Source organism: Enterobacter sp. CP102 (assembly GCF_025152625.1).
Taxonomy (GTDB): Bacteria; Pseudomonadota; Gammaproteobacteria; order Enterobacterales; family Enterobacteriaceae; genus Enterobacter; species Enterobacter soli.
In genome coordinates this window covers 2,885,275-2,910,208 of record NZ_CP104014.1, presented here as the reverse complement: position 1 = coordinate 2,910,208, position 24,934 = coordinate 2,885,275, and the positions used below count along the sequence as shown (strand labels likewise).

Below are 24,934 nucleotides of genomic sequence, written 5' to 3'. Positions count from 1 at the left end.
ACTTAAATGCATTTGAAGATATAGGACAGAATCAGAGCCTATGTTCTTTAGTAGTTATCATGCCTAATCTGGCGGTATTCTTTATCCGACACATCACTATGGTTAGGTATGTTTCGGTAAGAATGTAATCATGAATGGGAAATTGATTTTTCTTGACAATAGAAACTTGACTGAAATGATAGATAAATACACTACAGTAGTCGTGTTGGAATTAATGGTGGCATTGGTTTCTGCATTGGTAATATATCGGTTAGCAAAAAAAAATTTTGTTAAGGAAACTATAGAGTCAGGAAGGTTTGATACGCTTGATGGAGTTAGGGGGATTGCTGCTACTATGGTCGCAATTCATCATTCCTTTTTCTTTTACGGTTATGCTACTTTCGGGATATGGTCAATAAACTATCTTGGAAAGGGACTGTTGCAAGTGATTGTTGATTACATGGGGAAAGCAAGTGTATCGCTTTTTTTTATGATAACTGCTTTTCTCTTTTGGGGGAAAGTCTTGGATTCTTCTAAAGGAATAAATTGGCAGGGGTTTTATATTAAACGTTTCTTCAGAATTTTTCCGCTTTATTTTGCCGCTGTTTTTTTATCATTTTCCTACGTAATCATAACAACTAAAACCCCATTTACTATATTCCCATATCTTAGAGACTCATTCTATTGGCTAACATTTGATTTTATTAGTACACCAAATATAAATGGATTCCCATTCAGTGGGAGTATTGTTGCTGGTGTTTTTTGGTCATTGTCATACGAATGGATTTTTTATTTTTTGCTTCCTATGTTTTCAGTTTTTGCTGTCAATAAAAGAACGTCATTCTTTATTGTTTCCTTGATGTTCGTAATTATAGCATTTATTTATTTCTTTAATGTTGAGATCAAATATTGGACTCAAGTGCATGTTTTATGTTTCATAATTGGTGGCGGGTGTGCTCATATTAATAAGTATTATCCAGCAGCGATTAACATGATGAAGGGACCTGTTCTATCAGCGTTTGCAGTAGGTGTGTTTCTGGCTTGCATCGCAAACTTTGATGCCCCATATTCTCATATTCCATCTGTGTTGATTGGGATCTCTTTTCTGATTATTTCCAGTGGGAATAGCATTTTTGGCGTGTTGAGCCTAAAATTCATAAAAATGCTCGGAACTATAAGTTTTAGCATATACATGCTTCATGGGCTTGTTTTTACTGTCCTTTTTTCTCCAATGATAAAGTCTGGCGTTTCGTTTCAATTAGCAGCAACGATAACCATACCTGTGATAATCGCGGTAAGTACAATATCTTATATAGTCATTGAACGTCCATTTATTGATAGGGGGCGTGTTTTTTCAAAAGGAATGTCAGATATTATTCAGTTAAGTAAGTCCGCGTAGTAACCTGCTCCCAGTTGATTAATACACCGCGATATTAGTGATGTCTTCATATGTCACATGAGGACATCCCTATGAGCGTGCTATTTCCCGACTCACACCCTCGCGAGGCCGAAACCGAATTTCGGCCCGGGAAATCTCCCGCAAATATGTTATTTCAGACGCCACTCTAACGACCTGTTCGTGAAGCTCCGGAGACGTCGTAAGAGTCTGGTGACTAAGCGGTTTCTACTTCTTTGGTCGGATACGCTGAACCTGACATTGTCAAAGGATTTTGTCACGGATGCATATGGCAGCTGCCGTCGGATTGCGTGGATGATTTCACGAAGGCGTGTCTGAATGAACACTCGTCCAGCGATGCCAGGAAAACCATTAGCGAATGAAGTAAAGATAATAATTAGTGTTACCCATACTTTACGTTGAATTTTCTGACACTGTCTGAATTTGCAGTTGGCTGGAGAAAGGGTAATTCGAAGAGTGAAGGGACCGACATTACTAAATGATGGTTGTATCTTTTACCGGGGCTGGAAATAATTTCTATTCAATACATTGTGGTAGGTGGTTATCAGGAGGTGAGAAGTTCAAATCCTGATAACCAATTGTGCATGGGTTACGGGTTTTGTAGATTAATGAAGCATATTGATTATATGACTAACAAACCAGATAGACCCTGGATAAGTCAGATGTGCATTATCCCACTGCATCGGAATCGTTGGATTTTTGCCCACCGTTGCTTTACATGTAGCCTTACTACACATGATATCGATAGCGGATATATAGGTTGAGTTGGCTGAAGCACTCACTATTTTTTCAATAGACTTGTCATCGCCAAGCACATTCCTGGATGAGTCAAAGAGAGTAACAGGCATTGTTCCCTGTGGATTCAATCCGTTTGTTTCAATGATTTTAGGCAGGTGATCATGCCAGAATGGGAAAGGACCAATCACTACTGTACGAATACCCGCAGAACTCAACATTTTCAGCGTGTCAGCAAGGTAATCCTTAAAAGGGTATTGAGACCAGAATGCCGCCAAAACCACCAGTTTAGGTTTAACACGCAACAATTCGGCAATAATATTTTTATTGATATCTTTACAGAAAGGGCGCTGGCTATTTTCCGCACTATACAACGGTCCGCACAGGCTGGATGTTCGTTGAGTAAAATTATCATTTTTCAGTACCGATCTAATTCCGGGCATCAATTGCGCTGCATGGGAATCCCCCCAGATAACAATCGACTCTGAGGTCATTTTATCCTGACACTTTGAAAATACTGAATAATCCTGCCGTGGATTCAGGAAGCAAGTGTCAGGTCGCCACTCTTTATTATTGAACCGGTAGGTGATGACATCATTCATGTCACCTTTGAATCTGAACGTTGCGCCATGGGTCTGTACCACCATAAAAGCACAGGAGGTGATAACGATGGCACTGATAAAATCGGTGCGTAGCCAGTTTCTTTTTCGGAATGGCATCTCGATAAGATAGTAAGAGATCACGGCCAGAATGAATGACACGGCAATCCCTGCGCCGATGTTAATGGCATTCATTTCAACTCTGTAGTAACGCATCAGCACAACAACGGGCCAATGCCAGAGATACCAGGAGTAGGAAATGGTACCGATAAACTGGGCAGTTTTGTTTTTAATAAGATACGCGTTTTGATTATTCGCGAGGATAACAAGCGCTGCACCTGCTACCGGAATCAACGTTGCCAGACCCGGCCACGCCTGCGATCCCTCGACAGTAAAGAGTGAAAACAGAATAAGCAGCAGGCCGGGAATGTTGAGCTTAGACAGGTGCCTGAAGTTCGTAAGTACACCACGGGTGCTGATGATATACACCAAAGCACCCGTCAACATTTCCCAGGCTCGGGTTGGCAGAAGGTAGAAAAGATCCTCTTTTGTCCCTGATAACCCGAGGGCGACATACACGAGAGACAAACAAAATAGTGCCAGGATGGAGAGAGATACTGGAAGCCGGCATTTCTTAATGGCTAAAACAATCAGCGGGTAGATCAAATAAAACTGCCATTCAACAGACAATGACCAGGTATGCAACAAGAAATTGAGATCTGAAGAAGGGTCGAAGTAACTTGAATGAGCAGCGTAATAATTATTCGAATAGAACAACAAGGATGCGGTGGCATTTCTGGCGAGCAGCTCGAATTCACTGGTGCTTAACGAGAAATAGCCAAATATCAGCAACGCTAATATGATTGCGACCAACGCAGGGACTATGCGTAAAAAACGAGCAACGTAGAAATCGAAGATACTTTTATGGTCAACTTTCTCAAGTACGATACCCGTCATCAGGAAACCGGATATTACGAAAAATACATCAACTCCTGTGAATCCTCCAGAAACGTAGGGAACACCAAAGTGAAATAGCACGACACTCAGGACAGCAACCGCTCGCAGCCCATTAATATCGAGCCTGAATTTTTTGTAGCTCATTTTGTAACCATCATTCCGAAAAGCCAAAACTGGCAAAAAATAAGATAAGGATGATAGACGCTTTATCCCGACCCGTCATCCAACGAATCAATGTTATTAACAACATAGCGATTTAGCTCACTGTAACTAACAGACTGCTTGCGATAACGTCAAACATATAATTATTAAGTGAACTGTGGTTCCATACAGTGTTCTGTTGGTTTCATCAAAAAAACAATCTTGAGCATGGCTGGAAATTATCTTCCACTGGCACCCTCAACGCTTTAATGCCACAATCTTTTTTTCTTCGCACGCAGGAAAGATGATGAAAAAAATAGCAATTGCTGGCGCACTGCTGGCGTTGACCGGGTGTGTTCAGGTGGATAACTATCAGGATGTCATTAAGCATCCGGTTCCGAAGCATCTGGCGGGGTACTGGCAGTCGAAAGGGCCGCAAAGCAAAATGGTGAGCCCGGAGGCGATTGCCACGCTGGTGGTAACGGAAGAAGGTGATACGCTGGATTGCCGTCAGTGGCAGCGCGTTTTGGCTGTGCCGGGGAAAATCATGTTACGCTCAGACAGTTATTATAACGTGACCAGTAAACTGGATATCTATCCGCTTGAACGCGATGGTTCAACGCTGGAATATGATGGACTGGAACTGCAAAAGGTTGACCGTCCTACCGTGGAATGCGCAGATTACCTGAGCAAAAACCCGCTGGAGAGTAAGCTTCCGTAACCGTTTTTTGCCGGGTGGCGGCTTCGCCTTACCCGGCATCGCTCTACAGAACATCCTCCATCACCCACACGCTCACGCTTCCGCCGTTGCAGGTGAAGATCCCTTCACCGTCTGCTGCCGTTGTGACGGTTTCTTCGCGATTACCCAAAAAGTCACGCCACGTTTTATTCCCGTAGTTCTCGCCAAGACAGAGGGTTTTCTCCCCGTCATCACCGTTAGACAACACCACCACACAGCCTGGGTATTCTTCCGTCCCGCTACGGCTAAACGCAATACAGTTTGGATGATCAAAAAAAAGCGTCTGAATACCGTGGGCAAAACGCTGGCGCGCCAGAATAAGTTCGTGAAGCTGTTCGATAACCGGCATGTCGATATGATAAGTCTCGCCATCACCGCCCACGTCGTCATAGCTTGCGCCGAATAAATCCGGGTAGAACACGCTCGGTACGCCATTTTCACGCAGCAATATCAGGGCGTAGGCCAGCGGTTTAAACCAGGATTCAACCGGCGCTTCCAGCGCCTGCAAGGGCTGGGTGTCGTGGTTTGCCACCAGAGTAACAGCATGGAAAGGGTCACTCTCAACCAGCGTGTCGGTAAAAATCTGGCTCATGTCGTAATCACGCCCCTGGCGCGAAGCTTCGTGGAATTTCATTTGCAGGGGCGCATCAAACAGCATGGTTTTGCCGTCAACCTGGTTGATGTAGTTCTGCAATTTATCCACTTCATGCGACCAGTATTCCGCCACGATAAAGAGGGGCTGGGTGGCAACCTCCTGAACATGCTCAATCCACTCTTTGTAAAACCAGGCCGGAATATGTTTTACCGCATCCAGACGAAAACCATCGCACTGGGTTTGCTCCATGACCCAGCGTGCCCAGTATTTTATCTCTTCGGTCACGGCATGATTACGAAAGTCGATATTCTCGCCCATCAGGTAATCAAAATTACCCAGCTCATCATCAACCTGGTCGTTCCAGCCTTCACCGCTGTAGTCGTTAACGATTTTAAAGATGCCGTCCAGGTCGGGATTTTCAATGTGGTCGATGCCACTGAAACATTTAAAATCCCAGATAAATTGCGAATATTCGCCCGCGCGGGCAGGGAAGGTGTAGCGGGTCCAGGCTTCGCAGTTAATGATTTCATCGTCAATTTGCGTGCGGTCCTGCTCGTTTACACGCTGAACGTGAATAGGCTCTTTCTCATCTGCACCCATTTTATGATTCACCACCACGTCAAGCAGCACGGCGATATCGTTGCTTTTTAACGCGGCAATGGCTTCCAGTAGCTGCGCCTTGTCGCCATATTTGGTGGGAACAGATCCTTTTTGGTCAAATTCACCGAGGTCAAACAGATCATAAGAATCATATCCAACAGAAAACCCGCCCGATGCCCCTTTATAAGCCGGGGGGAGCCAGACCATGTTGATGCCGATTTCGTTAAGATTGGGGGCTAAAGCGGTCACTTCTTGCCACAATTCACCGCCAGCGGGGTAATACCAGTGAAAGCATTGCAGTAAGGTTGGATTGCGCATGTACCATCTCCATGAGGTCGCGAAACTCAAGTATGGGATAGGACGCGCAGAAATGCCTGGCGAACGAAGCGAGAAACGCCCGTTCGCCAGCAGATGGCTAATTTATATCGAGATTGTTTTGCGGGACCAGAACATGGCCGCCCTGGTTGCTGTAGGTGGAAAGAACGGTTTTCTGGATGGACGTTTGACCAACCAGCTTTGCCAGTTCATTCATTCTGTTTTGCAGCAGCGTTTTGACCTGGCTTTCGTTGTCCAGGATCACCCGCAGGGTAGGACGAAGTTGTTCCTGCACTTGTGAAGAGGGTTGAAATTCCTCTGTGAGCTTAGCCAGCGAGTGCACCGCATTAACATAATCGGTTTCACAGGCGATCAGTTCATCCCACAGGCCCTGACGAGCAAGGCGCAGCATCATCTGGCTCTGATCCAGGAGCTGCTGGTAAAGGGTGTAGAGTTGCGGTGCATTACTCATTAGACGGCGTCCTGAATCAGTTGTGGCGAACCGGCAACTTCCTTCCACCCGTCAGCGATATTGCGCAGCAAGTTTTCCACCTCTTCGATGGCGTTAGCGTCGTTATTCACGTTGGCGTGCAGGAGGCGTCTTACCATATAGGCGTAAAGCGCGATCAGATTTTGTGTCAGCTCATCACCATTATTTTCGACCAGGCCAACCTTCAGCCCGTTTTCGATAATGTTGATGGCTTTCGAAAGCGCCAGTCCTTTAGCCGGGATATTACCGTCCTGCAAGAACAGACGCGCGCGTACCAGCGCGCTGAGGGCTCCATCAAATAGCATGATAACCAGCTGATGCTGGCTGGCGCTCATCACTGCGCTTTCAACCTCTATTTTTGCGTAGGCTTGCGTGCCTTTTGCGCCGTACATGTTATCCCCCTCGGGTTCTATTAGCGTTTACGACTTGCTGCTGGACGAAGATGTATCGAACTGCTGAGTCAGGTAGCTGCTGGTGTTATTCAGTGACGTCATCAGTACGTCCAGCTGAGTAAACTGGGCTTTGTACTGCGCCACGGTGGCATCGATACGGTCACTCACGGCGTTATACTGATCGGTCAGGTTGTTCAGCGTTTTGCTGACGCCATCTTTCGCAGCCTGAATGATGCCTTTCGTTGAGAGCCAGTCAGTCAGTTTGGTCGCCATGGTGGTGGTAATACCGGTGGTTTTACCGTCGCCAACAATCAAATCTTTCACTGCCGATGGGTTGTCTGTCAGGGCTGTTTCCAGTTTGGTGCTATCCAGCGTCAATTTACCCGTTGATGGATCACTGGTAATGCCAAGCTGCGTTAAAGACTTATATGACGTTCCGCCCGCAGAGTTTGTGAGCAGACTTTTCAGCTGAGTCTGGATAGTACGCAGCGTGCTGTCGCCAAGCAGTGCGCCATTGCTGGAATTCTGTGAGCTGCTGCCTGCATCAACGGCGGTATATTTGGTCAACGACGCAAAGCTGTCCTGAAGGGTGTTATAGGCATCAACCCAGGCTTTCAGTGCCGTTTCCGCTTTAGACGTATCCTTTGAGATGGTCAGCGTCTGGTTGCCGGTGGTGACGTCATTCAGGTTCAGGGTGATATCTTCCAGCGCATCACTGATGGAGTTGCTGCTGTTTTCGATATCAACGTTGTTCACTTTCAGTTTTGCGTTTTGCGCAGTCACACTTTCAGCCATGCCGTTGTTGGCATCGGTGCTGGTGCCGTTGTAACCCATAAAGGATTGCAGGGCGCTGTCACCGCTTACGCTGATGCTTACCGCATTATCAGAGCCGGTTTCGGTTGAGGTAATAGACAGACGATACTGACCATTACCTACGTTGATAATACTTGCGGTTACACCGGCATCAGCCTTATTGATGGCATCGCGAATGCCCGACAGCGAGGAGTTTGCCGCGCTGATATCCACAGTTACCGGGTCTTTTCCGTTGCCCGCGGTAAAGGTGATTTTGCTGTCCGCTGAGGCGATAGCCGTTTTGGTATCGGACTGCGTGCTTTTGGTTGTTAGCGTCTGGGCCTGCGCCAGCTGCGACACGCTAATCGTGTATTTACCGGCAATAGCGCTGCCGGTTGTGGTGGCGCTAAAAGCGGTAGAGCTGCTCGACGTGCTGGTTGCGGTAAACAGGTCGGCTTTATTCAGGGCTGTGTTTGCCGTCTGGAATGCTGATACGGCACTGCTTAACGTGCCGTAAGCGCTCAGCTTGGCGGTATAAGACGACTGCTGATTTGAAATTGGGGTCAGCTGCGTTTTTTCTGCGGCTGTCAGGCTGTCCAGAATATCGCTTAATTGCAGACCCGAGCCCACACCCAGCGTTGAAATACTTGCCATATTTATTCCTTAATGTATCGACACGTAGAACGAATACTGGGGTTATCGGCCTCATCAGGGGAAAGTTTACGGTTAATTCTTTTTTTTTAATGGCGGGAATAACGCTAATAGAGAAGAGTATTTCCATGGCTAAAAAAATATTCGAGATCCTGAAAAAAATTCTAAAGGTTGTTTTGGACCAGACGATAACACCTTTGACGGCGATGAAGCCGAAGGGTGGAAACCCAAATCTAACCAAACAGATTTGATGAACAACAGGAAACGAAATCATGGCACAAGTCATTAATACCAACAGCCTCTCGCTGATCACTCAGAACAACATCAACAAGAACCAGTCTGCTCTGTCTTCTTCTATCGAGCGTCTGTCTTCCGGTCTGCGTATCAACAGCGCTAAAGATGACGCTGCGGGCCAGGCGATTGCTAACCGCTTCACTTCTAACATCAAAGGTCTGACTCAGGCAGCACGTAACGCAAACGACGGTATCTCTCTGGCACAGACCACTGAAGGTGCACTGTCTGAAATCAACAACAACTTGCAGCGTGTTCGTGAGCTGACTGTTCAGGCAACTACCGGTACTAACTCCGATTCTGACCTGTCTTCAATCCAGGACGAAATCAAATCCCGTCTGGACGAAATCGACCGCGTATCTGGTCAGACTCAGTTCAACGGCGTGAACGTACTGGCTAAAAACGGTTCTATGTCTATCCAGGTTGGTGCCAACGATGGCCAGACCATCAACATCGACCTGCAACAGATTGATTCTTCTACCCTGGGCCTGAACGGTTTCTCCGTTTCCAAAAGCAGTCTCTCAGTGGGTGCAAGTATTACTCAAGTTGTCAACAACGGTACAACCGCTCCTGACGTTGCCGGCGCGATGGTTGACGTTGACCTGAGCGACGTTGCTAAAAACCTGAATGTTGATGCAAGCACTCTGTCTCTGCACAATATTACAGGTACCGATAAGTATGTTGTTCAGTCAGGAAGCGATTACTATTCTGTGTCTGTAGGCGATAGCAGTGCCACAGCCGGAGATGCAGGTAAAGTTGAACTGAACACCACCGATGTTAAATATGGCGACTACGCGAATGGTATTGCTACGGACGGTGCAACCATTAGCGGTCAGTACATCAAAGTTGGTGTTGACGCTACTACAAAAGCTGTTTCTGCTTATGTAACAATTCAGGGTAAAAACTTTGCAGTCAATTCAGATGGCTTAGTTAACAGCAAGGACTCTGCTACTCCTACTCCTGCTACTGCAACAACCGGTATTGAACTGAGCAATATTACCAACGCTGCTGGTGCCGTAACTACTGCTGCAACATCTCAATTCGCTGGTTCCGCTACAGCAGACCCACTGGCTCTGCTGGACAAAGCTATCGCTTCTGTTGATAAATTCCGTTCTTCTCTGGGTGCGGTACAGAACCGTCTGAGCTCTGCTGTAACCAACCTGAACAACACCACCACTAACCTGTCTGAAGCGCAGTCCCGTATTCAGGACGCCGACTATGCGACCGAAGTGTCAAATATGTCTAAAGCGCAGATTATCCAGCAGGCTGGTAACTCCGTGTTGACTAAAGCTAACCAGGTTCCTCAGCAGGTTCTGTCTCTGCTGCAGGGCTAATCGCCTGATTACGCTCAAACCCCGCTTCGGCGGGGTTTTTTCCATCTATAATTTATCTGTAACCTCCAAATAACCCCTCATTTCACCCACTATTCACCCAATTAAAACCCCTCCAGAATCGGATAATCATGCCGATAACTCAATTAACGCAGGGCTGTTTATCGTGAATTCACTCTATACCGCTGATGGTGTAATGGATAAACACTCGCTGTGGCAGCGTTATGTTCCGCTGGTGCGTCACGAAGCATTGCGCCTCCAGGTGCGTTTGCCGGCGAGCGTGGAACTGGACGATCTGCTACAGGCGGGCGGTATCGGGTTATTGAATGCAGTTGACCGATACGACGCTCTGCAAGGAACGGCATTTACTACTTACGCAGTACAGCGTATTCGTGGTGCGATGCTGGACGAGCTGCGCAGCCGTGACTGGGTGCCGCGCAGTGTTCGCCGTAACGCACGCGAAGTGGCACATGCGATGGGGCAGCTGGAACAGGAACTGGGACGCAACGCGACGGAAACAGAAGTGGCGGAACGTCTTGGCATTGCTGTTGAAGAGTATCGTCAGATGTTGCTCGATACCAATAATAGCCAACTCTTCTCTTATGATGAGTGGCGTGAAGAGCATGGCGATAGCATCGAGCTGGTAACAGATGAACACCAGCAAGAAAACCCGTTACACCATTTAATGGAAGGTAATTTACGCCATCGCGTAATGGAAGCTATTGAAGCTTTACCAGAACGTGAACAACTGGTGTTGACCCTCTATTACCAGGAAGAGCTCAACCTCAAAGAGATTGGCGCTGTTCTTGAAGTGGGCGAGTCGCGGGTCAGCCAGTTGCACAGCCAGGCCATTAAGCGCTTACGTACAAAGCTGGGTAAGTTATAGGTGATTGATTCACCTGAAAAATGCCGCACAACGTATTGACAACCAGGAGTTATCATGACGGTGCAGCAATCAAAAAGACGGCCTCTAAGCCGCTACCTGAAAGACTTTAAACACAGCCAGACGCATTGCGCCCACTGTAATAAATTACTCGACCGTATCACGCTGGTTCGTCGTGGCGAAATCGTTAACAAAATTGCGATCTCTCGCCTCGACACGTTGATGGATGAATCAGCATGGTTTGAAGAGCAAAAAGAGTGGGTGGCGCTTTGCCGTTTCTGTGGTGATTTACACTGCAAAGAGCAAAGCGACTTCTTCGACATTATTGGCTTCAAACAATTCCTGTTTGAACAAACGGAGATGAGTCACGGCACCGTGCGCGAATATGTGGTTCGCCTGCGTCGCCTTGGCCAGCATCTGACCGTGCATAACATCTCTCGCGATCTGCTTAAGACCGGCTATCTGGATGAAAATCTGGAGCCGTGGTTGCCGGCAACCAGCACCAATAACTACCGCATTGCACTGCGCAAGTACGCGCAATATAAGGTACAAATGCCGGGTGTGGTGAAGCAGAAAGTCCACGCCGAGACAACTTCTGATATATATTAAAAAAGAATAAGATGTAGCGCAGCCGCCTTTGACGTTGCAGGCGAATTCACTACACTACTCAAAAATTCCACTATATCGGGGTATTTATGAAATTAGCACTTCTGGGTCGTCAGGCGCTGATGGGTGTAATGGCTGTTGCGCTGGTCGCTGGCATGAGCGTGAAAACGTTCGCGGCGGAAAATCTGCTGAATAAAGTCAAAGAACGCGGCACGCTGCTGGTTGGGCTGGAAGGAACTTATCCTCCGTTCAGCTTCCAGGGTGATGACGGAAAACTGACCGGTTTCGAAGTGGAGTTTGCTGAAGAGCTGGCGAAACATCTTGGCGTAAAAGCCTCGCTCAAACCGACCAAATGGGACGGGATGCTGGCATCACTGGATTCTAAACGTATCGACGTGGTGATTAACCAGGTGACCATTTCTGATGAGCGTAAGAAGAAGTATGACTTCTCTACGCCATACACCGTGTCAGGTATCCAGGCGCTGGTGAAGAAAGGTAACGAAGACGCCATCAAAACCGCGGCTGACCTGAAAGGTAAAAAAGTGGGCGTCGGTCTGGGGACGAACTACGAAGAGTGGTTGCGCCAGAACGTACAGGGTGTTGACATCCGTACTTATGATGATGACCCGACCAAATACCAGGATCTGCGCGTGGGCCGTATCGACGCCATTCTGGTTGACCGCCTGGCGGCGCTGGATCTGGTGAAGAAAACCAACAACACCCTGGCCGTTGCGGGTGATGCGTTCTCTCGTCAGGAGTCTGGTATTGCGGTGCGTAAAGGCAACGAAGACCTGGTGAAAGCCATTGATGCGGCCATCGCCGACATGCAGAAAGATGGCAGCCTGAAGGCGCTCTCCGAGAAGTGGTTCGGGGCTGACGTCACGAAATAAGTCGTTGGCTGTAAAAAAAGGCGCTTTTAAAAGCGCCTTTTTTATTTCTTACGCGTCTGCGTGCATAATAAAAAGTATCTAATAAAGACAGCGTTACCGGAGGATCCATGTCACTGCAAAATTTAACGCGCTTCCCACGCCTGGAGTTTATTGGCGCACCCACGCCGCTGGAGTATTTACCGCGATTTTCTGATTATTTAGGGCGCGATATTTTTATTAAACGTGACGATGTGACGCCAATGGCGATGGGCGGCAATAAGCTGCGCAAGCTGGAGTTTTTGGCCGCAGATGCGTTGCGCGAAGGCGCGGATACGCTGGTGACCGCCGGGGCAATTCAGTCCAACCATGTGCGCCAGACGGCCGCCGTGGCGGCAAAACTGGGCCTGCACTGTGTGGCTCTGCTGGAGAACCCGATTGGCACGCGCGCAGAAAATTACCTGACCAACGGCAACCGCCTGCTTTTGGACTTGTTTAACGCCCAGGTCGAAATGTGTGATGCACTGACTGACCCGACGGCACAGCTTGATGAACTGGCCACGCGCCTGGAAGCGCAGGGCTTTCGTCCGTATGTTATTCCGGTGGGGGGCTCGAATGCGCTGGGGGCGCTGGGCTATGTGGAAAGCGCGCTGGAGATTGCTCAGCAGTGTGAAGGAGCAGTTAATTTGTCTTCTGTGGTGGTCGCCTCTGGCAGCGCAGGGACCCACGCCGGGCTGGCGGTAGGCCTGGAGCAACTGATGCCCGAGGCGGAGCTGATTGGTGTGACGGTTTCCCGAAGCATTGCCGATCAAAAACCAAAAGTGGTGACCTTGCAGCAGGCGGTGGCAGAGCAGCTCGAACTTCAGGCGAAAGCCGATATTATTCTCTGGGATGACTATTTTGCCCCGGGCTATGGCACGCCAAATGAAGAAGGCATGGAAGCGGTAAAATTGCTGGCCCGGCTGGAAGGTATCCTGCTTGACCCGGTGTATACCGGTAAGGCAATGGCAGGTCTTATAGACGGTATTGCGCAGAAACGCTTTAAGGATGAAGGCCCGATTTTATTTGTGCACACTGGCGGGGCACCCGCGCTGTTTGCCTACCATCCTCATGTCTAAACATCAGGTAGAAAAATAATAATGCAAGAAAGTATTCAACTGGTTATTGATTCGTTGCCGTTCCTGCTAAAAGGCGCGGTGTTTACGTTACAGCTCAGTATCGGCGGGATGTTCTTTGGCCTGGTGCTGGGGTTTGTGCTGGCATTGATGCGAATGTCACCGCTGCTGCCGGTACGCTGGCTGGCGCGGTTTTATATCTCTGTCTTTCGCGGCACGCCGCTTATCGCCCAGCTCTTTATGATCTACTACGGTTTACCGCAGTTCGGTATTGAGCTTGATCCGATCCCTGCGGCGATGATCGGCTTGTCGCTGAACACCGCGGCCTATACCTCGGAAACCCTGCGCGCGGCGATTTCCTCTATTGATAAAGGCCAGTGGGAAGCGGCGGCCAGTATCGGTATGACGCCGTGGCAGACGCTGCGCAGAGCAATTCTGCCGCAGGCAGCACGCGTGGCGCTCCCGCCGCTCAGCAACAGCTTTATCAGCCTGGTGAAAGACACCTCGCTGGCGGCGACTATCCAGGTGCCTGAGCTGTTCCGCCAGGCGCAGCTTATTACCTCGCGTACGCTCGAAGTGTTCACCATGTATCTGGCGGCCTCGCTGATTTACTGGGTGATGGCGACGGTACTGTCTGCGCTGCAAAACTATTTTGAAAACCAGCTTAACCGCCAGGAGCGTGATCCGAAATGAGTGCTATCGACGTCAAAAACCTGGTGAAAAAATTCCACGGACAGACGGTACTGCACGGTATCGATCTTGAAGTTGAGCAAGGGGAAGTAGTGGCGATTATCGGGCCAAGCGGCTCCGGGAAAACCACGCTGCTGCGCAGTATTAATTTACTGGAGCAGCCGGAAGGCGGAACCATTCGCGTGGGTGATATCACCATCGACACCGGGAAGTCCATCAACCAGCAGAAAGGGCTGATCCGCCGTCTGCGTCAGCATGTCGGGTTTGTCTTTCAGAACTTTAATCTTTTCCCGCACCGGACCGTGCTGGAAAACATTATCGAAGGGCCGGTCATCGTAAAAGGCGAGCCTAAAGACGAAGCCACCGCCCGTGCCCGCGAGCTGCTGGCGAAAGTGGGGCTTGCCGGTAAAGAGACCAGCTACCCACGGCGTTTATCTGGCGGCCAACAGCAGCGTGTGGCGATTGCCCGCGCACTGGCCATGCGTCCTGATGTGATCCTGTTCGATGAACCTACCTCTGCGCTTGATCCTGAGCTGGTGGGAGAGGTGCTAAACACTATCCGGCAGCTGGCGCAGGAGAAACGCACAATGGTGATTGTGACGCACGAGATGAGCTTCGCCAGAGATGTGGCCGACCGGGCTATATTCATGGATCAGGGGCGAATTGTAGAGCAGGGGCCGGCAAAAAGCCTATTTGCTAACCCACAACAGCCGCGTACCCGCCAGTTCCTCGAAAAATTCCTTATGCAGTAGCATTTATACACTAATTTGCTCCAGATTTTCCCCCTGGAGCAAATTATTCTCCCCTGAGCCCTTTCGTATTGTTTTTTTATTCCGCACAGTTCGGATTAACCGTATTAAAACTAAAGTTAATAGTCATATTGCCGATATTTTGTATATCTAAATAAGTTTTATGTGTTAGTTTATATTCACCATAATAATGATTATCTTTATCAGAGGCTTCATTCAGTAAGTATGAAGGATACAGACTTTTTCACATGGCGTCGGAAATGCTTCCTCCGGTTTCAGGAAATGACAACCGCCGACGAGGTTTATCTCGAACTTCAGAGACAAACTCAGGAACTGGAATTTGATTATTTCGCTCTCTGCGTCCGTCATCCAGTGCCATTTACGCGCCCTAAAATTTCTTTGCAAACCACTTACCCCGCACAGTGGTTAGCGCAATATCAGTCAGAGAATTATTTCGCCATCGACCCGGTGCTGAAACCTGAGAATTTCGTTCAGGGGCATTTACCCTGGACTGATGAATTATTCACTGATTCTCAGGCATTATGGGATGGGGCGCGCGACCACGGCTTACGCAAGGGAATAACACAATGCCTGATGTTACCCAATCATGCGCTGGGTTTCCTTTCCGTATCGCGTACTAGCCTGGTGGAGAATGCCTTCGACGGTGAAGAATTAGAGCTGCGCTTACAAATGCTGGTGCAAATGGCCTTAACGTCTTTGCTGCGATTTGCACACGAGACGGTAATGCCGCCTGAAATGAAATTCAGCAAACGTGAGCGGGAAATTCTGAAGTGGACAGCGGAAGGAAAAACCTCAGCAGAAATAGCAATCATTCTCTCAATCTCAGAGAATACGGTTAACTTCCATCAGAAGAATATGCAGAAGAAATTCAACGCACCCAACAAAACGCAGATTGCCTGCTATGCGGCGGCGACGGGGCTTATCTGAAGCAAAAGACGTTCTGCGTGGCAGACGAGGACAACGGCTGAATGCAACGCATCCAGCCGTTTGTTTTACTGGCGGTAAGCTTGTTTAATTTGCTTAACCGTATTGGCAAATACCGCTGATTCAGCCTGGTCTTCCATTTGCGCGATTTGTTTTTCCATCTTAATGATCACACGGCCGGCGTCAGCCTGACCCATTGCCTGTAGCATAAGCGTCAGCAGCGCTTTCAGGCAGGATACTTCCTGTGCCAGTTCTTGGTTATTCTCCGCAGTGGCAAATTCAGGTGTGCTCATTTATTTTCCTCATTATAAAACAGCGCTTGAGCGCGACGATGAAAGTTAAGGGCGCGGAGTATACCACAAGCCGCGCCAAAAAATGCAGTGGTTGTTTTTCGTACTTTTACGCTTTTTGTTTATTCGCGTAAACAACAAACGGCGGTAATCTGTACGCCTGATTATCTGCAATTAATTGTTTAACGTTGGTACCGCCACCGTTAATTATTGTTACAAAAATTTGAGTTCTGTTTTCTCTTAGGTTTTTTTAGGGTTGTTTTGTAACCTTTTGAATACAGATGCTTAAAAATAGCCTCAAACGCCCTGGCGCCGCTGCGTTTCTTTCCACCAGGTGTACAGGCTAATTTCCAAAAACGAGAGCAAAATCGAATAGCCGGTTTTTTAACGTTTTAATCTTGTGAGGAAAACCGTTAATATAAACCAAATTAGCAGTCAGTAGCGTTATCCCTATTCTGGAGACATTTCCTTTGATCAACGTCCTTCTTGTTGATGACCACGAACTGGTGCGCGCAGGGATACGACGCATTCTTGAAGATATAAAAGGTATCAAAGTTGCCGGTGAAGTCTGCTGTGGTGAGGACGCTGTTAAATGGTGTCGCACTAACTCGGCGGACGTTGTGTTGATGGATATGAACATGCCCGGCATTGGCGGGCTGGAAGCCACGCGTAAAATCGCCCGTACCTTTATTGATACAAAAGTCATCATGCTGACCGTGCACACTGAAAACCCGCTCCCCGCTAAAGTGATGCAGGCGGGTGCTGCAGGGTATCTCAGCAAAGGTGCTGCCCCGCAGGAAGTGGTCAATGCTATCCGTTCAGTGTTTGCCGGTCAGCGCTATATCGCGTCGGACATCGCTCAACAAATGGCGTTGAGCCAGATTGAACCCGACAAAACAGAATCGCCATTCGCCAGTTTGTCTGAGCGCGAATTGCAGATTATGCTGATGATCACCAAGGGCCAGAAAGTGAATGAGATTTCAGAGCAGCTGAATCTCAGTCCGAAAACGGTGAACAGCTACCGCTATCGTATGTTCAGTAAACTGAACATTCACGGCGATGTCGAACTGACTCACCTGGCGATTCGCCATGGTCTGTGTAATGCGGAAACCTTAACCAGTCAGTGAGTGATGTGTTCGATTCAAAAGCATTTCTGAAAACCGTTACCAGCCAGCCAGGCGTCTATCGGATGTATGACGCTGGCGGTACGGTTATCTATGTAGGGAAGGCGAAAGATCTTAAAAAGCGCCTCTCCAGCTATTTTCGCAGCAATCTCGCTTCCCGTAAGACCGAAGCCCTGGTCGCGCTTATCAACAGCATTGATGTCACCGTGACCCACACCGAGACAGAAGCGCTGCTGCTCGAACATAACTACATCAAGCTTTACCAGCCGCGCTACAACGTGTTGTTGCGTGATGACAAGTCATACCCTTTTATTTTTCTCAGCGGTGATACCCATCCACGCCTGGCAATGCACCGTGGCGCAAAACATGCAAAGGGTGAATATTTTGGCCCGTTCCCTAACGGGTACGCCGTCCGTGAAACCCTGGCGCTGCTGCAAAAAATCTTCCCGGTTCGTCAATGCGAGAACAGCGTTTATCGCAACCGCTCACGTCCGTGCCTGCAATACCAGATTGGGCGCTGTCTGGGGCCATGCGTTGCCGGCCTGGTGACGGAAGAAGAGTATGCTCAGCAGGTGGAGTATGTGCGCCTGTTTTTAGCCGGAAAAGACGATCAGGTGCTGACGCAGCTGATTGCCCGTATGGAAAAAGCCAGCAGCGCTCTGGAGTTTGAAGAAGCGGCGCGCATTCGCGATCAGATCCAGGCCGTGCGCAGGGTGACCGAGAAGCAGTTTGTTTCTAACACGGGTGACGATCTTGATGTCATCGGCGTTGCCTTTGATGCCGGGCTGGCCTGTGTCCACGTGCTGTTTATCCGCCAGGGCAAAGTGCTCGGCAGCCGTAGCTATTTCCCGAAAGTGCCAGGTGGTACTGAGCTTGGCGAGGTTGTTGAAACCTTTGTGGGCCAGTTCTATCTCCAGGGCAGCCAGATGCGCACGCTGCCTTCTGAGATCCTGCTCGATTTCAATCTTGATGATAAAACCCTGCTGGCCGATTCACTTTCTGAGCTGGCGGGGCGGCGCGTCAATGTCCAGACCAAACCGCGCGGCGATCGCGCACGTTATCTGAAGCTGGCGCGCACGAATGCCGCCACGGCATTGACCACTAAGCTTTCGCAACAGTCGACGGTCAGCCAGCGATTGACCGCCCTGGCAACGCTCCTGAAATTACCTGAAGTGAAGCGTATGGAGTGTTTTGACATCAGCCATACGATGGGTGAACAGACTGTGGCATCCTGTGTGGTGTTTGATGCCAACGGCCCGCTGCGCGCGGAGTATCGGCGCTATAACATCACCGGCATCACGCCAGGCGATGATTACGCGGCCATGAATCAGGTGCTGCGTCGTCGTTATGGCAAAGCGATAGAAGAGAGCAAGATCCCGGATGTTATCCTGATTGACGGCGGCAAAGGGCAGCTTGGTCAGGCGAAAGCCGTTTTTGAATCGCTGGACGTGACCTGGGACAAAGAGCACCCGTTGCTGTTAGGTGTCGCAAAAGGGGCGGATCGTAAAGCGGGGCTGGAAACCTTGTTTTTTGAGCCAGAAGGAGAGGGGTTCAGTTTGCAGCCGGATTCCCCTGCGTTGCACGTGATCCAGCACATTCGTGATGAGTCCCACGATCACGCAATCAGCGGACACCGTAAAAAACGGGCAAAAGTGAAGAACACCAGTACACTTGAAACCATTGATGGCGTGGGTCCGAAACGTCGCCAGATGCTGTTGAAGTATATGGGCGGATTGCAAGGATTACTCAATGCGAGCATTGAAGAAATTGCAAAAGTGCCGGGTATTTCGCAAGCACTGGCAGAAAAGATCTACTACTCGTTGAAACATTGAGGGCTCTGTAGCAACATAGAGCTAAATTTTACTGACAACAGACAGTTACCGTCATTATGCGATTTAATATCCCTACGTTGCTCACTCTTTTTCGCGTCGTGCTCATCCCGTTCTTTGTATTGGCGTTTTACCTGCCGGTTGTCTGGTCGCCCTTCGCGTGTGCACTGATTTTCCTTGTTGCTGCCGTCACCGACTGGTTCGATGGTTATCTGGCTCGCCGCTGGAACCAAAGCACCCGTTTTGGCGCATTCCTTGATCCGGTTGCTGATAAAGTGATGGTGGCTATCGCCATGGTGCTGGTGGCCGAACACTATCACACCTGGTGGGTGACACTGCCTGCGGCGACGATGATTGGTCGTGAGATTATTATCTCTGCGCTGCGCGAGTGGATGGCGGAGCTGGGTAAACGCAGCAGCGTGGCTGTGTCGTGGATCGGTAAAGTCAAAACAACGGCGCAAATGGCGGCGCTGGTATGGATGCTGTGGCGTCCAAACGCATGGGTTGAGTGGGCGGGTATTGGTTTACTGTGGGTCGCTGCGGTTCTGACATTGTGGTCAATGTTGCAATATCTGAACGCTGCGCGCGGGGATTTGCTTGAACAGTGATCGTTTCGCCGTAAATTTCAGCAAACGATCCAGGGATGCAAAAAATAACGTTGACTCAAAACGTCATATAAGTAGAATGCAACGCATCGAACGGCGGCACAGTTAGCCAGACGATAATGAAATCAAGTGATTAGTTAATTACTTGGTGACATGCGGGAATAGCTCAGTTGGTAGAGCACGACCTTGCCAAGGTCGGGGTCGCGAGTTCGAGTCTCGTTTCCCGCTCCAGATTAAACGCATCGGCAATTGCGGGTGTGAGTCGAAAGACAAAAGAATTAAGGCGCGTTAGCAAAGCGGTTATGTAGCGGATTGCAAATCCGTCTAGTCCGGTTCGACTCCGGAACGCGCCTCCACTTTCTTCCCTGGCCGGATGGTGGAATCGGTAGACACAAGGGATTTAAAATCCCTCGGCGTTCGCGCTGTGTGGGTTCAAGTCCCACTCCGGCTACCATGGGAAAAGAAGAATAAAATCAATGATAAGCAGTGTCGTATAAACCACCGAAAGGTGGTTTTTTTATTATCTAAATTTCGCCATTCGCCATTGTTTCGCCATTCAACTTCGCCAGACGAAGAGGGCATTACTGCCCCCCGACCACCGGTACTACAGGTATTTTGCGGTTATATCTTGCGGTCTGCGAAGCATTTTTGCGGCCTTCTTTTCCTTCATCCACTGAGCATTGAACGCATCACGCGTAGAACGTGTTCCTGAAGGTATCCCCCTCTCTTATCCATATACATTTTTAATGTGCTCCGGCTTGATGTTGTCTGGTTTCATTTTTCCAAATACAACATTCATTCCATCAAGAATTGCACAGACTACAGGGTCTAATCTGACTATGCGTCTGAAAAACTGTGCTGCCATTGACCTTGATACTGAAAACATGTTTTTTGCTTCTGGCGGAATGCTTACACTGCCAGGTGATATTGATTACGGTGTGAGTAATGTTGGAATGAATAGCGGTGGCATTGTGACCTACCTGCCAGTAATTCATAACATTTTTGCTGACATGTCTTTGGTAGTCTCACAAGATGGGACTGCCGTTCGTAACATAAACAGGTCTCTGTCATGCGGTTCTGGCATGGTTATGGCTAACAGCAAAATTTGGAAGCATCTATTCACTGGGACAACTTACACGAGTAGCTTTTTGTGGTATTCACAGGGATATGATAACTGGTTGAATGGCATAATAAATTATCGTAAGATCTGCTTATCATGACCGTATCGTGATTGGCAATGAGAAATAATGCACTTGACTCAGCAAAGCTACTTGCTTGCTTTTTTATTATTGTTGTACACGTTGGTAATTATCAGGAAGTGACTAAGCCGGTCGGTGACTTTTTCCGTGTTTCATCAAGATGGGCACTTCCTTTTTTCTTTTTGTCATCAGGTTATCTCATGGGGTTATCAAGAAGCCTTGATGTTGAAAAAAAAGTTAATAAATTAATATCAATACTATTTTATTCATCTATATTATACATTCCTATTTTGTATAGGAATTTCAATTGGGATTTTGAACGGTTGGCAGGAAAGATAATATCTAATGATACTTTGCACAGCGGTACGTTTTTCCATTTGTGGTTTATAAATGCTCTTATCTTAGGGATAATGCTGACAGGGTACTTTATAAGGAATGTTAATATATTGGTGTCTATGACTGTATCAGTGCTGCTAATACTGGCATGTTGGTCTACCGATGTAATAAAATCACTGCACTTTAATGTGTATTACTTCTACACATTCAGAACATTGATAGCATTCTCACTGGTATACATAGGCTACATTCTTGCGGTGACAAAAAATTAGAAGGTATAAGTATAAAAAAATCTTCTATTATCATTGTTGTAGGAATTATACTGATGCTGGTAGAGGTGTGGGTAAATAATGTGCTGTTTAATGCTGATATTAATGAGAGACAATTCCCTTTGTTTTGTGTTCCGGTTAGCATATTTCTTCTTGCCTTGAGTGTTAATATAACAGTAAAGGATAATATTATCTCTAGGTTAGGAAGAGACTATTCTCTTGGTGTATATCTAATACACCCCTTCATATTATATTATCTTGGTAAAGATGTCGGTGGAGTTGTTGGGAATAGCGGGTTCTTAAAGCTGTTTGTGAGCTTCTCTTCATCTATAGTTATCCTTTACGTTCTTAAAAAATTTATACCCGTAGCATATAACAAACTAAACGGAGTATATGTTAAGTGATAATAGTCAGATCCTAACTCTGAATAAATACCATTAGCAAAACTGCCGCAGACTGCAACATTATCAGGCAGTCTGCGGCAGTTTTGCTTCATTCAGATACCTGCCACATTTCGGCCTCCTCAAACATATCCTGCACAACCCTACTTATCTGTTCCTTCTAATGCTTACTCGCATCAATATTGATTGCTGGCAGTGTCATCATTGGTTTAACGCGAACTTCCGCATCCGGGAATACGCGGGCAATCCTCTTTGTTAACTCATCGAGAATGATGCTTTTTGCGCCTTGCAGGCCTCCAAAATTGCGTTTGTCATAAACAAGTTCTACTAACATAACCTCTACTTAGAATGTGAAAATAGTCTTGGCTTGATCTATGGTTTTAAAAATACATACTGTATGTGAATACAGTAAATGGACGAGTGAGGGGGCGACTCATGCCACAGCCATATGGGATATGAGCTGCATTCGTTGGGGGCCATACAGCAATATCAGAATGGCTACATGAGCGACGTACTTCGCAAAACTGTCCGAGGTAGCTGCAACTTTATTAGTGACAAGACTTATTGCTGTTTGGGTGTCGGCTTTGTAGGGGGGGCTGAATGTTCATCCGAGGGGGAGCACTTGGCATCACCAGTCATATTCACTACGGTATCTGGCAGACCTGAGGTTGAGAGGACAAATCAAGCAGTTTTGTCTGGAGTTAGAAGGCTACCGAAAGCTCCATCTCGACTTAGGTGATATCGGCAATAGTATGGGGCTAACCGGGTATGGGGCAGTTCAACTCGGGAGCAACAGATGAGCGTTGGGTAATGGGAATAAACGCATGGTGATTTTTCTAATTACAACGATATTTTTTAATATTTAGCATCGATATGGCTCGAGTAAACAGATGCAATCGATTGAGAATAAAAATCAATATTATTAATCTCTCAGATGTGTCTAGATTATCCGTGCCGATTCAGTATTATGCGAAGATAGAAACGATGATGGGGTAATGTTTATTCTCAGATTTAACTATTTGTTAGTGATACGATGGATGCAAATGTCAGACGCGCCAGGTAAAAAAATTGTGCGCCTGACATATATCAACTATAAAAATTCGGAATACATTTTTTCGAGTTTTTCTGTTTGAGTTACAAGATTGAATTCCCTTTTCATTAATTCTCGTCCCGCGGCACCAAAAGAAGACTGAAGATTTTCTGACTCGATTAGTTGCATTATTCTGTGCGAAAGGGAAACGGGATCTCTCTCTTTTACAAGAAACCCAGTTTTTCCGTCTATTATGGCTTCAGGTATTCCGGAATGGAAGGTTCCGATTACGGGTAAGGAAAATGCGGCGGCTTCCATTATGACCGTAGGAAGGCCTTCACAATCTCCAGATTTTGCTTTTACGCTGGGGACGACAGCAAAGGATGCTGTTTTTATCTTGTCGATCACATCAGAATGAGGCATTTCACCGAGAAATTTAATGTGATTATCCAGTTTGAGGGCTTTTATTTTTGAACTCAGATAATTTCTTAATGGTCCATCGCCAATAATATGCAACTGATATCCATCAAGACGATGTTTTATTATGTTGATTGCATCAATTAGTATTTCCGTTCCTTTCTTTTCCACGAGGCGACCAACATGGATAATTGTCCTATCCTTTTGTTCTAACCCATTAGGTTGATATTTTTCAACATCAATGCCTATCCTATGTGTAAGCGTTTTGTTTTCATGAAATCCAGCCTCAATAGCTTTTTGTCTGATATAATCAGATACGCACAAAAACCTCTGGCCATTTTGAATCAGTCTTTTCTGAAAAAGAGCGTAATTAATCCAGGCAGGGGATTTTGAAAGGAAAAAGTGTTTTCGGGATGTAGTGACGTCAAAACCATGCAAAGTAGTGAAAAGAGGAATATCCAGCTTTCTGGCGTAATTTAGCGCATATAGGCCATCGACCGCAAAATGAGCATGAACAATATCAGCCTGCTGATTTTGGGTTAGTTGCAGAAGTTTTCGCTGCGACATAGTTATTGCTTGATAAGCGTTCCCAATGCGGGATGCTATACCACCAGAAGTTGAGGTGCTAACCTTGAACTGGATAGAAGGAGAGGGAGGGGGATTTATTGCCTCTCTTCCTATAAATTCAACATCAAAATTTTTAATTGAAAGAGCCTGGTTGACAATAAATGTCTCAGATAATTTGAATAATTGATTTCTATATATGGCTACTTTTTTCATTGCCAGTCCTTTCTATATTCATTACTGATGCAAAAATACAAATGAGTTAGGAGGTGTTTTAATTCTTTGGGATAAAACAATTCATTTAATGTTGTTTTTTCTTTAATAATGGAAGAGGGTAATACCCGTCAACGAGTATCTATAGAAAAAGATAAGCTAACAATACAGGTATTAACTATGCATTAGAAATTGTTAATGCCTATTGATGTTTTGTTTTTAATCGTCATATTCGATGTGTGAAATGTTGTGACGGTTAAAAAGTGGACGTAAAAATATGGTGACTGTTATTGGAATATGTTTTTCACAAAAAATGTGACCTAATGTTTTTTCGAGTTACAGATCAAAAAGTGGAACACGGATTAATGTGTCTGAAATATATTCTTTTTCAATATCAGAAAGTTAGTGACCTATACAAATGCTTGCAACTTTCAATGCCCTAATATGTGAGCGTAAGATAAGGCAAATAAAGATAGCTATCCTGTCTAAATATCAGTAAGGCTGCTACTTAGTAGGAGAAGGTCAGCGTAGTAGATTTACTGTCCCTCCCGCCTCGACAATGCAACCCCTAACTAATGTTAAACGCCTTAACGATGTACGTTTATGTAAGCTTTAAACCACAAATTAAATGACATAGACTCAGTGCTATAGGAACGTTCCAAAAATGTGGGGCTGATACTTATGATAATGATTGCTTCACCAGAGTACCTCTCAACTTTCTCAGCTGCAAACTAGCCTCGAGCGAGGTGATTTGGGTGAAAATCGTAATGTAGGTGAGT

Annotated in this window: 23 protein-coding genes, 3 tRNA genes and 2 pseudogenes; 20 read left to right on the top strand and 8 right to left on the bottom strand. The window is 47.0% G+C overall.

Going from position 1 to position 24,934, the window contains the following annotated elements; translation table 11 throughout:
* Positions 1–130 precede the first annotated feature (130 nt).
* Positions 131–1,378, top strand: coding sequence for an acyltransferase (locus tag N1249_RS13820; RefSeq protein WP_259830107.1), 1,248 nt, complete (start codon positions 131–133; stop codon positions 1,376–1,378).
* Positions 1,379–1,695: 317 nt separating this feature from the next.
* A pseudogene (locus tag N1249_RS13815) lies at positions 1,696–1,878 on the top strand (IS3 family transposase); the annotation flags it as partial.
* Positions 1,879–2,001: 123 nt separating this feature from the next.
* On the opposite strand, the gene N1249_RS13810 reads toward N1249_RS13815, so the two are convergent.
* Positions 2,002–3,831, bottom strand: coding sequence for an acyltransferase family protein (locus N1249_RS13810; RefSeq protein WP_259830105.1), 1,830 nt, complete (start codon positions 3,829–3,831; stop codon positions 2,002–2,004).
* 304 nt (positions 3,832–4,135) lie between these two features.
* Here N1249_RS13810 and yedD point away from each other — a divergent pair, with 304 nt between their 5' ends.
* On the top strand, positions 4,136–4,549 hold the full coding sequence (yedD, locus tag N1249_RS13805; RefSeq protein ID WP_259838119.1) for a lipoprotein YedD: 414 nt from the start codon (positions 4,136–4,138) through the stop codon (positions 4,547–4,549).
* Positions 4,550–4,592: 43 nt separating this feature from the next.
* Here the strand turns inward: yedD and amyA are convergent, their stop codons facing one another.
* The 4 genes from amyA to fliD form a co-directional block, all read right to left on the bottom strand.
* Positions 4,593–6,080 carry an alpha-amylase gene (gene amyA, locus N1249_RS13800; protein WP_259830104.1) on the bottom strand — a complete coding sequence of 496 codons (1,488 nt, stop codon included), beginning with the start codon at positions 6,078–6,080 and terminating at the stop codon, positions 4,593–4,595.
* A gap of 97 nt (positions 6,081–6,177) precedes the next feature.
* Positions 6,178–6,549, bottom strand: coding sequence for a flagella biosynthesis regulatory protein FliT (gene fliT / locus N1249_RS13795; RefSeq protein WP_257273417.1), 372 nt, complete (start codon positions 6,547–6,549; stop codon positions 6,178–6,180).
* Positions 6,549–6,959, bottom strand: coding sequence for a flagellar export chaperone FliS (gene fliS / locus N1249_RS13790; protein WP_257273416.1), 411 nt, complete (start codon positions 6,957–6,959; stop codon positions 6,549–6,551). Before fliS ends, fliT begins: the two co-directional genes overlap by 1 nt.
* 27 nt (positions 6,960–6,986) lie before the next feature.
* On the bottom strand, positions 6,987–8,405 hold the full coding sequence (gene fliD, locus N1249_RS13785; protein ID WP_259830093.1) for a flagellar filament capping protein FliD: 1,419 nt from the start codon (positions 8,403–8,405) through the stop codon (positions 6,987–6,989).
* A gap of 269 nt (positions 8,406–8,674) precedes the next feature.
* Here fliD and N1249_RS13780 point away from each other — a divergent pair, with 269 nt between their 5' ends.
* The 8 genes from N1249_RS13780 (at position 8,675) to sdiA (ending at position 15,881) form a co-directional block, all read left to right on the top strand.
* Entirely contained in the window at positions 8,675–10,027 is a 1,353-nt protein-coding gene (locus N1249_RS13780; RefSeq protein ID WP_259830092.1) for a FliC/FljB family flagellin, read from the top strand.
* A gap of 163 nt (positions 10,028–10,190) precedes the next feature.
* Entirely contained in the window at positions 10,191–10,910 is a 720-nt protein-coding gene (locus N1249_RS13775) for an RNA polymerase sigma factor FliA (protein WP_014070758.1), read from the top strand.
* A 54-nt stretch (positions 10,911–10,964) separates the two neighbouring features.
* Positions 10,965–11,516, top strand: a complete 552-nt coding sequence (gene fliZ, locus N1249_RS13770; RefSeq protein ID WP_014070757.1) for a flagella biosynthesis regulatory protein FliZ — start codon at positions 10,965–10,967, stop codon at positions 11,514–11,516.
* An 86-nt stretch (positions 11,517–11,602) separates the two neighbouring features.
* Positions 11,603–12,403 carry a cystine ABC transporter substrate-binding protein gene (gene tcyJ, locus N1249_RS13765; RefSeq protein ID WP_257273413.1) on the top strand — a complete coding sequence of 267 codons (801 nt, stop codon included), beginning with the start codon at positions 11,603–11,605 and terminating at the stop codon, positions 12,401–12,403.
* Positions 12,404–12,510: 107 nt separating this feature from the next.
* A complete protein-coding gene (gene dcyD, locus N1249_RS13760) occupies positions 12,511–13,497 on the top strand; it encodes a D-cysteine desulfhydrase (RefSeq protein WP_257273412.1) in 987 nt (328 codons plus the stop codon).
* Positions 13,498–13,518: 21 nt separating this feature from the next.
* Positions 13,519–14,187: a cystine ABC transporter permease gene (gene tcyL / locus N1249_RS13755; protein ID WP_119937164.1), complete on the top strand. Its 669-nt coding sequence runs from the start codon at positions 13,519–13,521 to the stop codon at positions 14,185–14,187.
* Complete coding sequence (tcyN, locus tag N1249_RS13750) at positions 14,184–14,936, top strand: L-cystine ABC transporter ATP-binding protein TcyN (protein ID WP_217186412.1); 753 nt, start codon at positions 14,184–14,186, stop codon at positions 14,934–14,936. Before tcyL ends, tcyN begins: the two co-directional genes overlap by 4 nt.
* A 222-nt stretch (positions 14,937–15,158) precedes the next feature.
* A complete protein-coding gene (sdiA, locus tag N1249_RS13745; protein ID WP_257273411.1) occupies positions 15,159–15,881 on the top strand; it encodes a transcriptional regulator SdiA in 723 nt (240 codons plus the stop codon).
* A 65-nt stretch (positions 15,882–15,946) separates the two neighbouring features.
* Here the strand turns inward: sdiA and N1249_RS13740 are convergent, their stop codons facing one another.
* Positions 15,947–16,171: a DUF2594 family protein gene (locus N1249_RS13740; RefSeq protein WP_257273410.1), complete on the bottom strand. Its 225-nt coding sequence runs from the start codon at positions 16,169–16,171 to the stop codon at positions 15,947–15,949.
* Between the two features lie 467 nt (positions 16,172–16,638).
* Between N1249_RS13740 and uvrY the strand changes: the two genes are divergently transcribed.
* From uvrY to N1249_RS23275, 9 genes are all read left to right on the top strand, one after another.
* Positions 16,639–17,295 carry a UvrY/SirA/GacA family response regulator transcription factor gene (gene uvrY, locus N1249_RS13735; RefSeq protein WP_014070750.1) on the top strand — a complete coding sequence of 219 codons (657 nt, stop codon included), beginning with the start codon at positions 16,639–16,641 and terminating at the stop codon, positions 17,293–17,295.
* Positions 17,292–19,124 (top strand): excinuclease ABC subunit UvrC, encoded by a 1,833-nt coding sequence (gene uvrC, locus N1249_RS13730; RefSeq protein WP_259830073.1) that lies wholly within the window; start codon positions 17,292–17,294, stop codon positions 19,122–19,124. Before uvrY ends, uvrC begins: the two co-directional genes overlap by 4 nt.
* 56 nt (positions 19,125–19,180) lie before the next feature.
* Entirely contained in the window at positions 19,181–19,729 is a 549-nt protein-coding gene (gene pgsA, locus N1249_RS13725) for a CDP-diacylglycerol--glycerol-3-phosphate 3-phosphatidyltransferase (RefSeq protein WP_217186416.1), read from the top strand.
* A 152-nt stretch (positions 19,730–19,881) separates the two neighbouring features.
* A tRNA-Gly gene (locus N1249_RS13720) sits at positions 19,882–19,957 on the top strand.
* Between the two features lie 51 nt (positions 19,958–20,008).
* Positions 20,009–20,082, top strand: a tRNA-Cys gene (locus N1249_RS13715).
* 11 nt (positions 20,083–20,093) lie between these two features.
* Positions 20,094–20,180, top strand: a tRNA-Leu gene (locus tag N1249_RS13710).
* A 385-nt stretch (positions 20,181–20,565) separates the two neighbouring features.
* Positions 20,566–20,946 (top strand): hypothetical protein, encoded by a 381-nt coding sequence (locus tag N1249_RS13700; protein ID WP_259830072.1) that lies wholly within the window; start codon positions 20,566–20,568, stop codon positions 20,944–20,946.
* Between the two features lie 17 nt (positions 20,947–20,963).
* Positions 20,964–21,533, top strand: a complete 570-nt coding sequence (locus N1249_RS23280) for an acyltransferase family protein (protein ID WP_409193143.1) — start codon at positions 20,964–20,966, stop codon at positions 21,531–21,533.
* Between the two features lie 53 nt (positions 21,534–21,586).
* Positions 21,587–21,934 (top strand): acyltransferase family protein, encoded by a 348-nt coding sequence (locus tag N1249_RS23275; protein WP_409193142.1) that lies wholly within the window; start codon positions 21,587–21,589, stop codon positions 21,932–21,934.
* 88 nt (positions 21,935–22,022) lie between these two features.
* Here the strand turns inward: N1249_RS23275 and N1249_RS13695 are convergent.
* Positions 22,023–22,265, bottom strand: a pseudogene (locus N1249_RS13695) (DinI-like family protein).
* 756 nt (positions 22,266–23,021) lie between these two features.
* Positions 23,022–24,158 (bottom strand): glycosyltransferase, encoded by a 1,137-nt coding sequence (locus N1249_RS13690; RefSeq protein ID WP_259830071.1) that lies wholly within the window; start codon positions 24,156–24,158, stop codon positions 23,022–23,024.
* Positions 24,159–24,934: the final 776 nt, after the last annotated feature.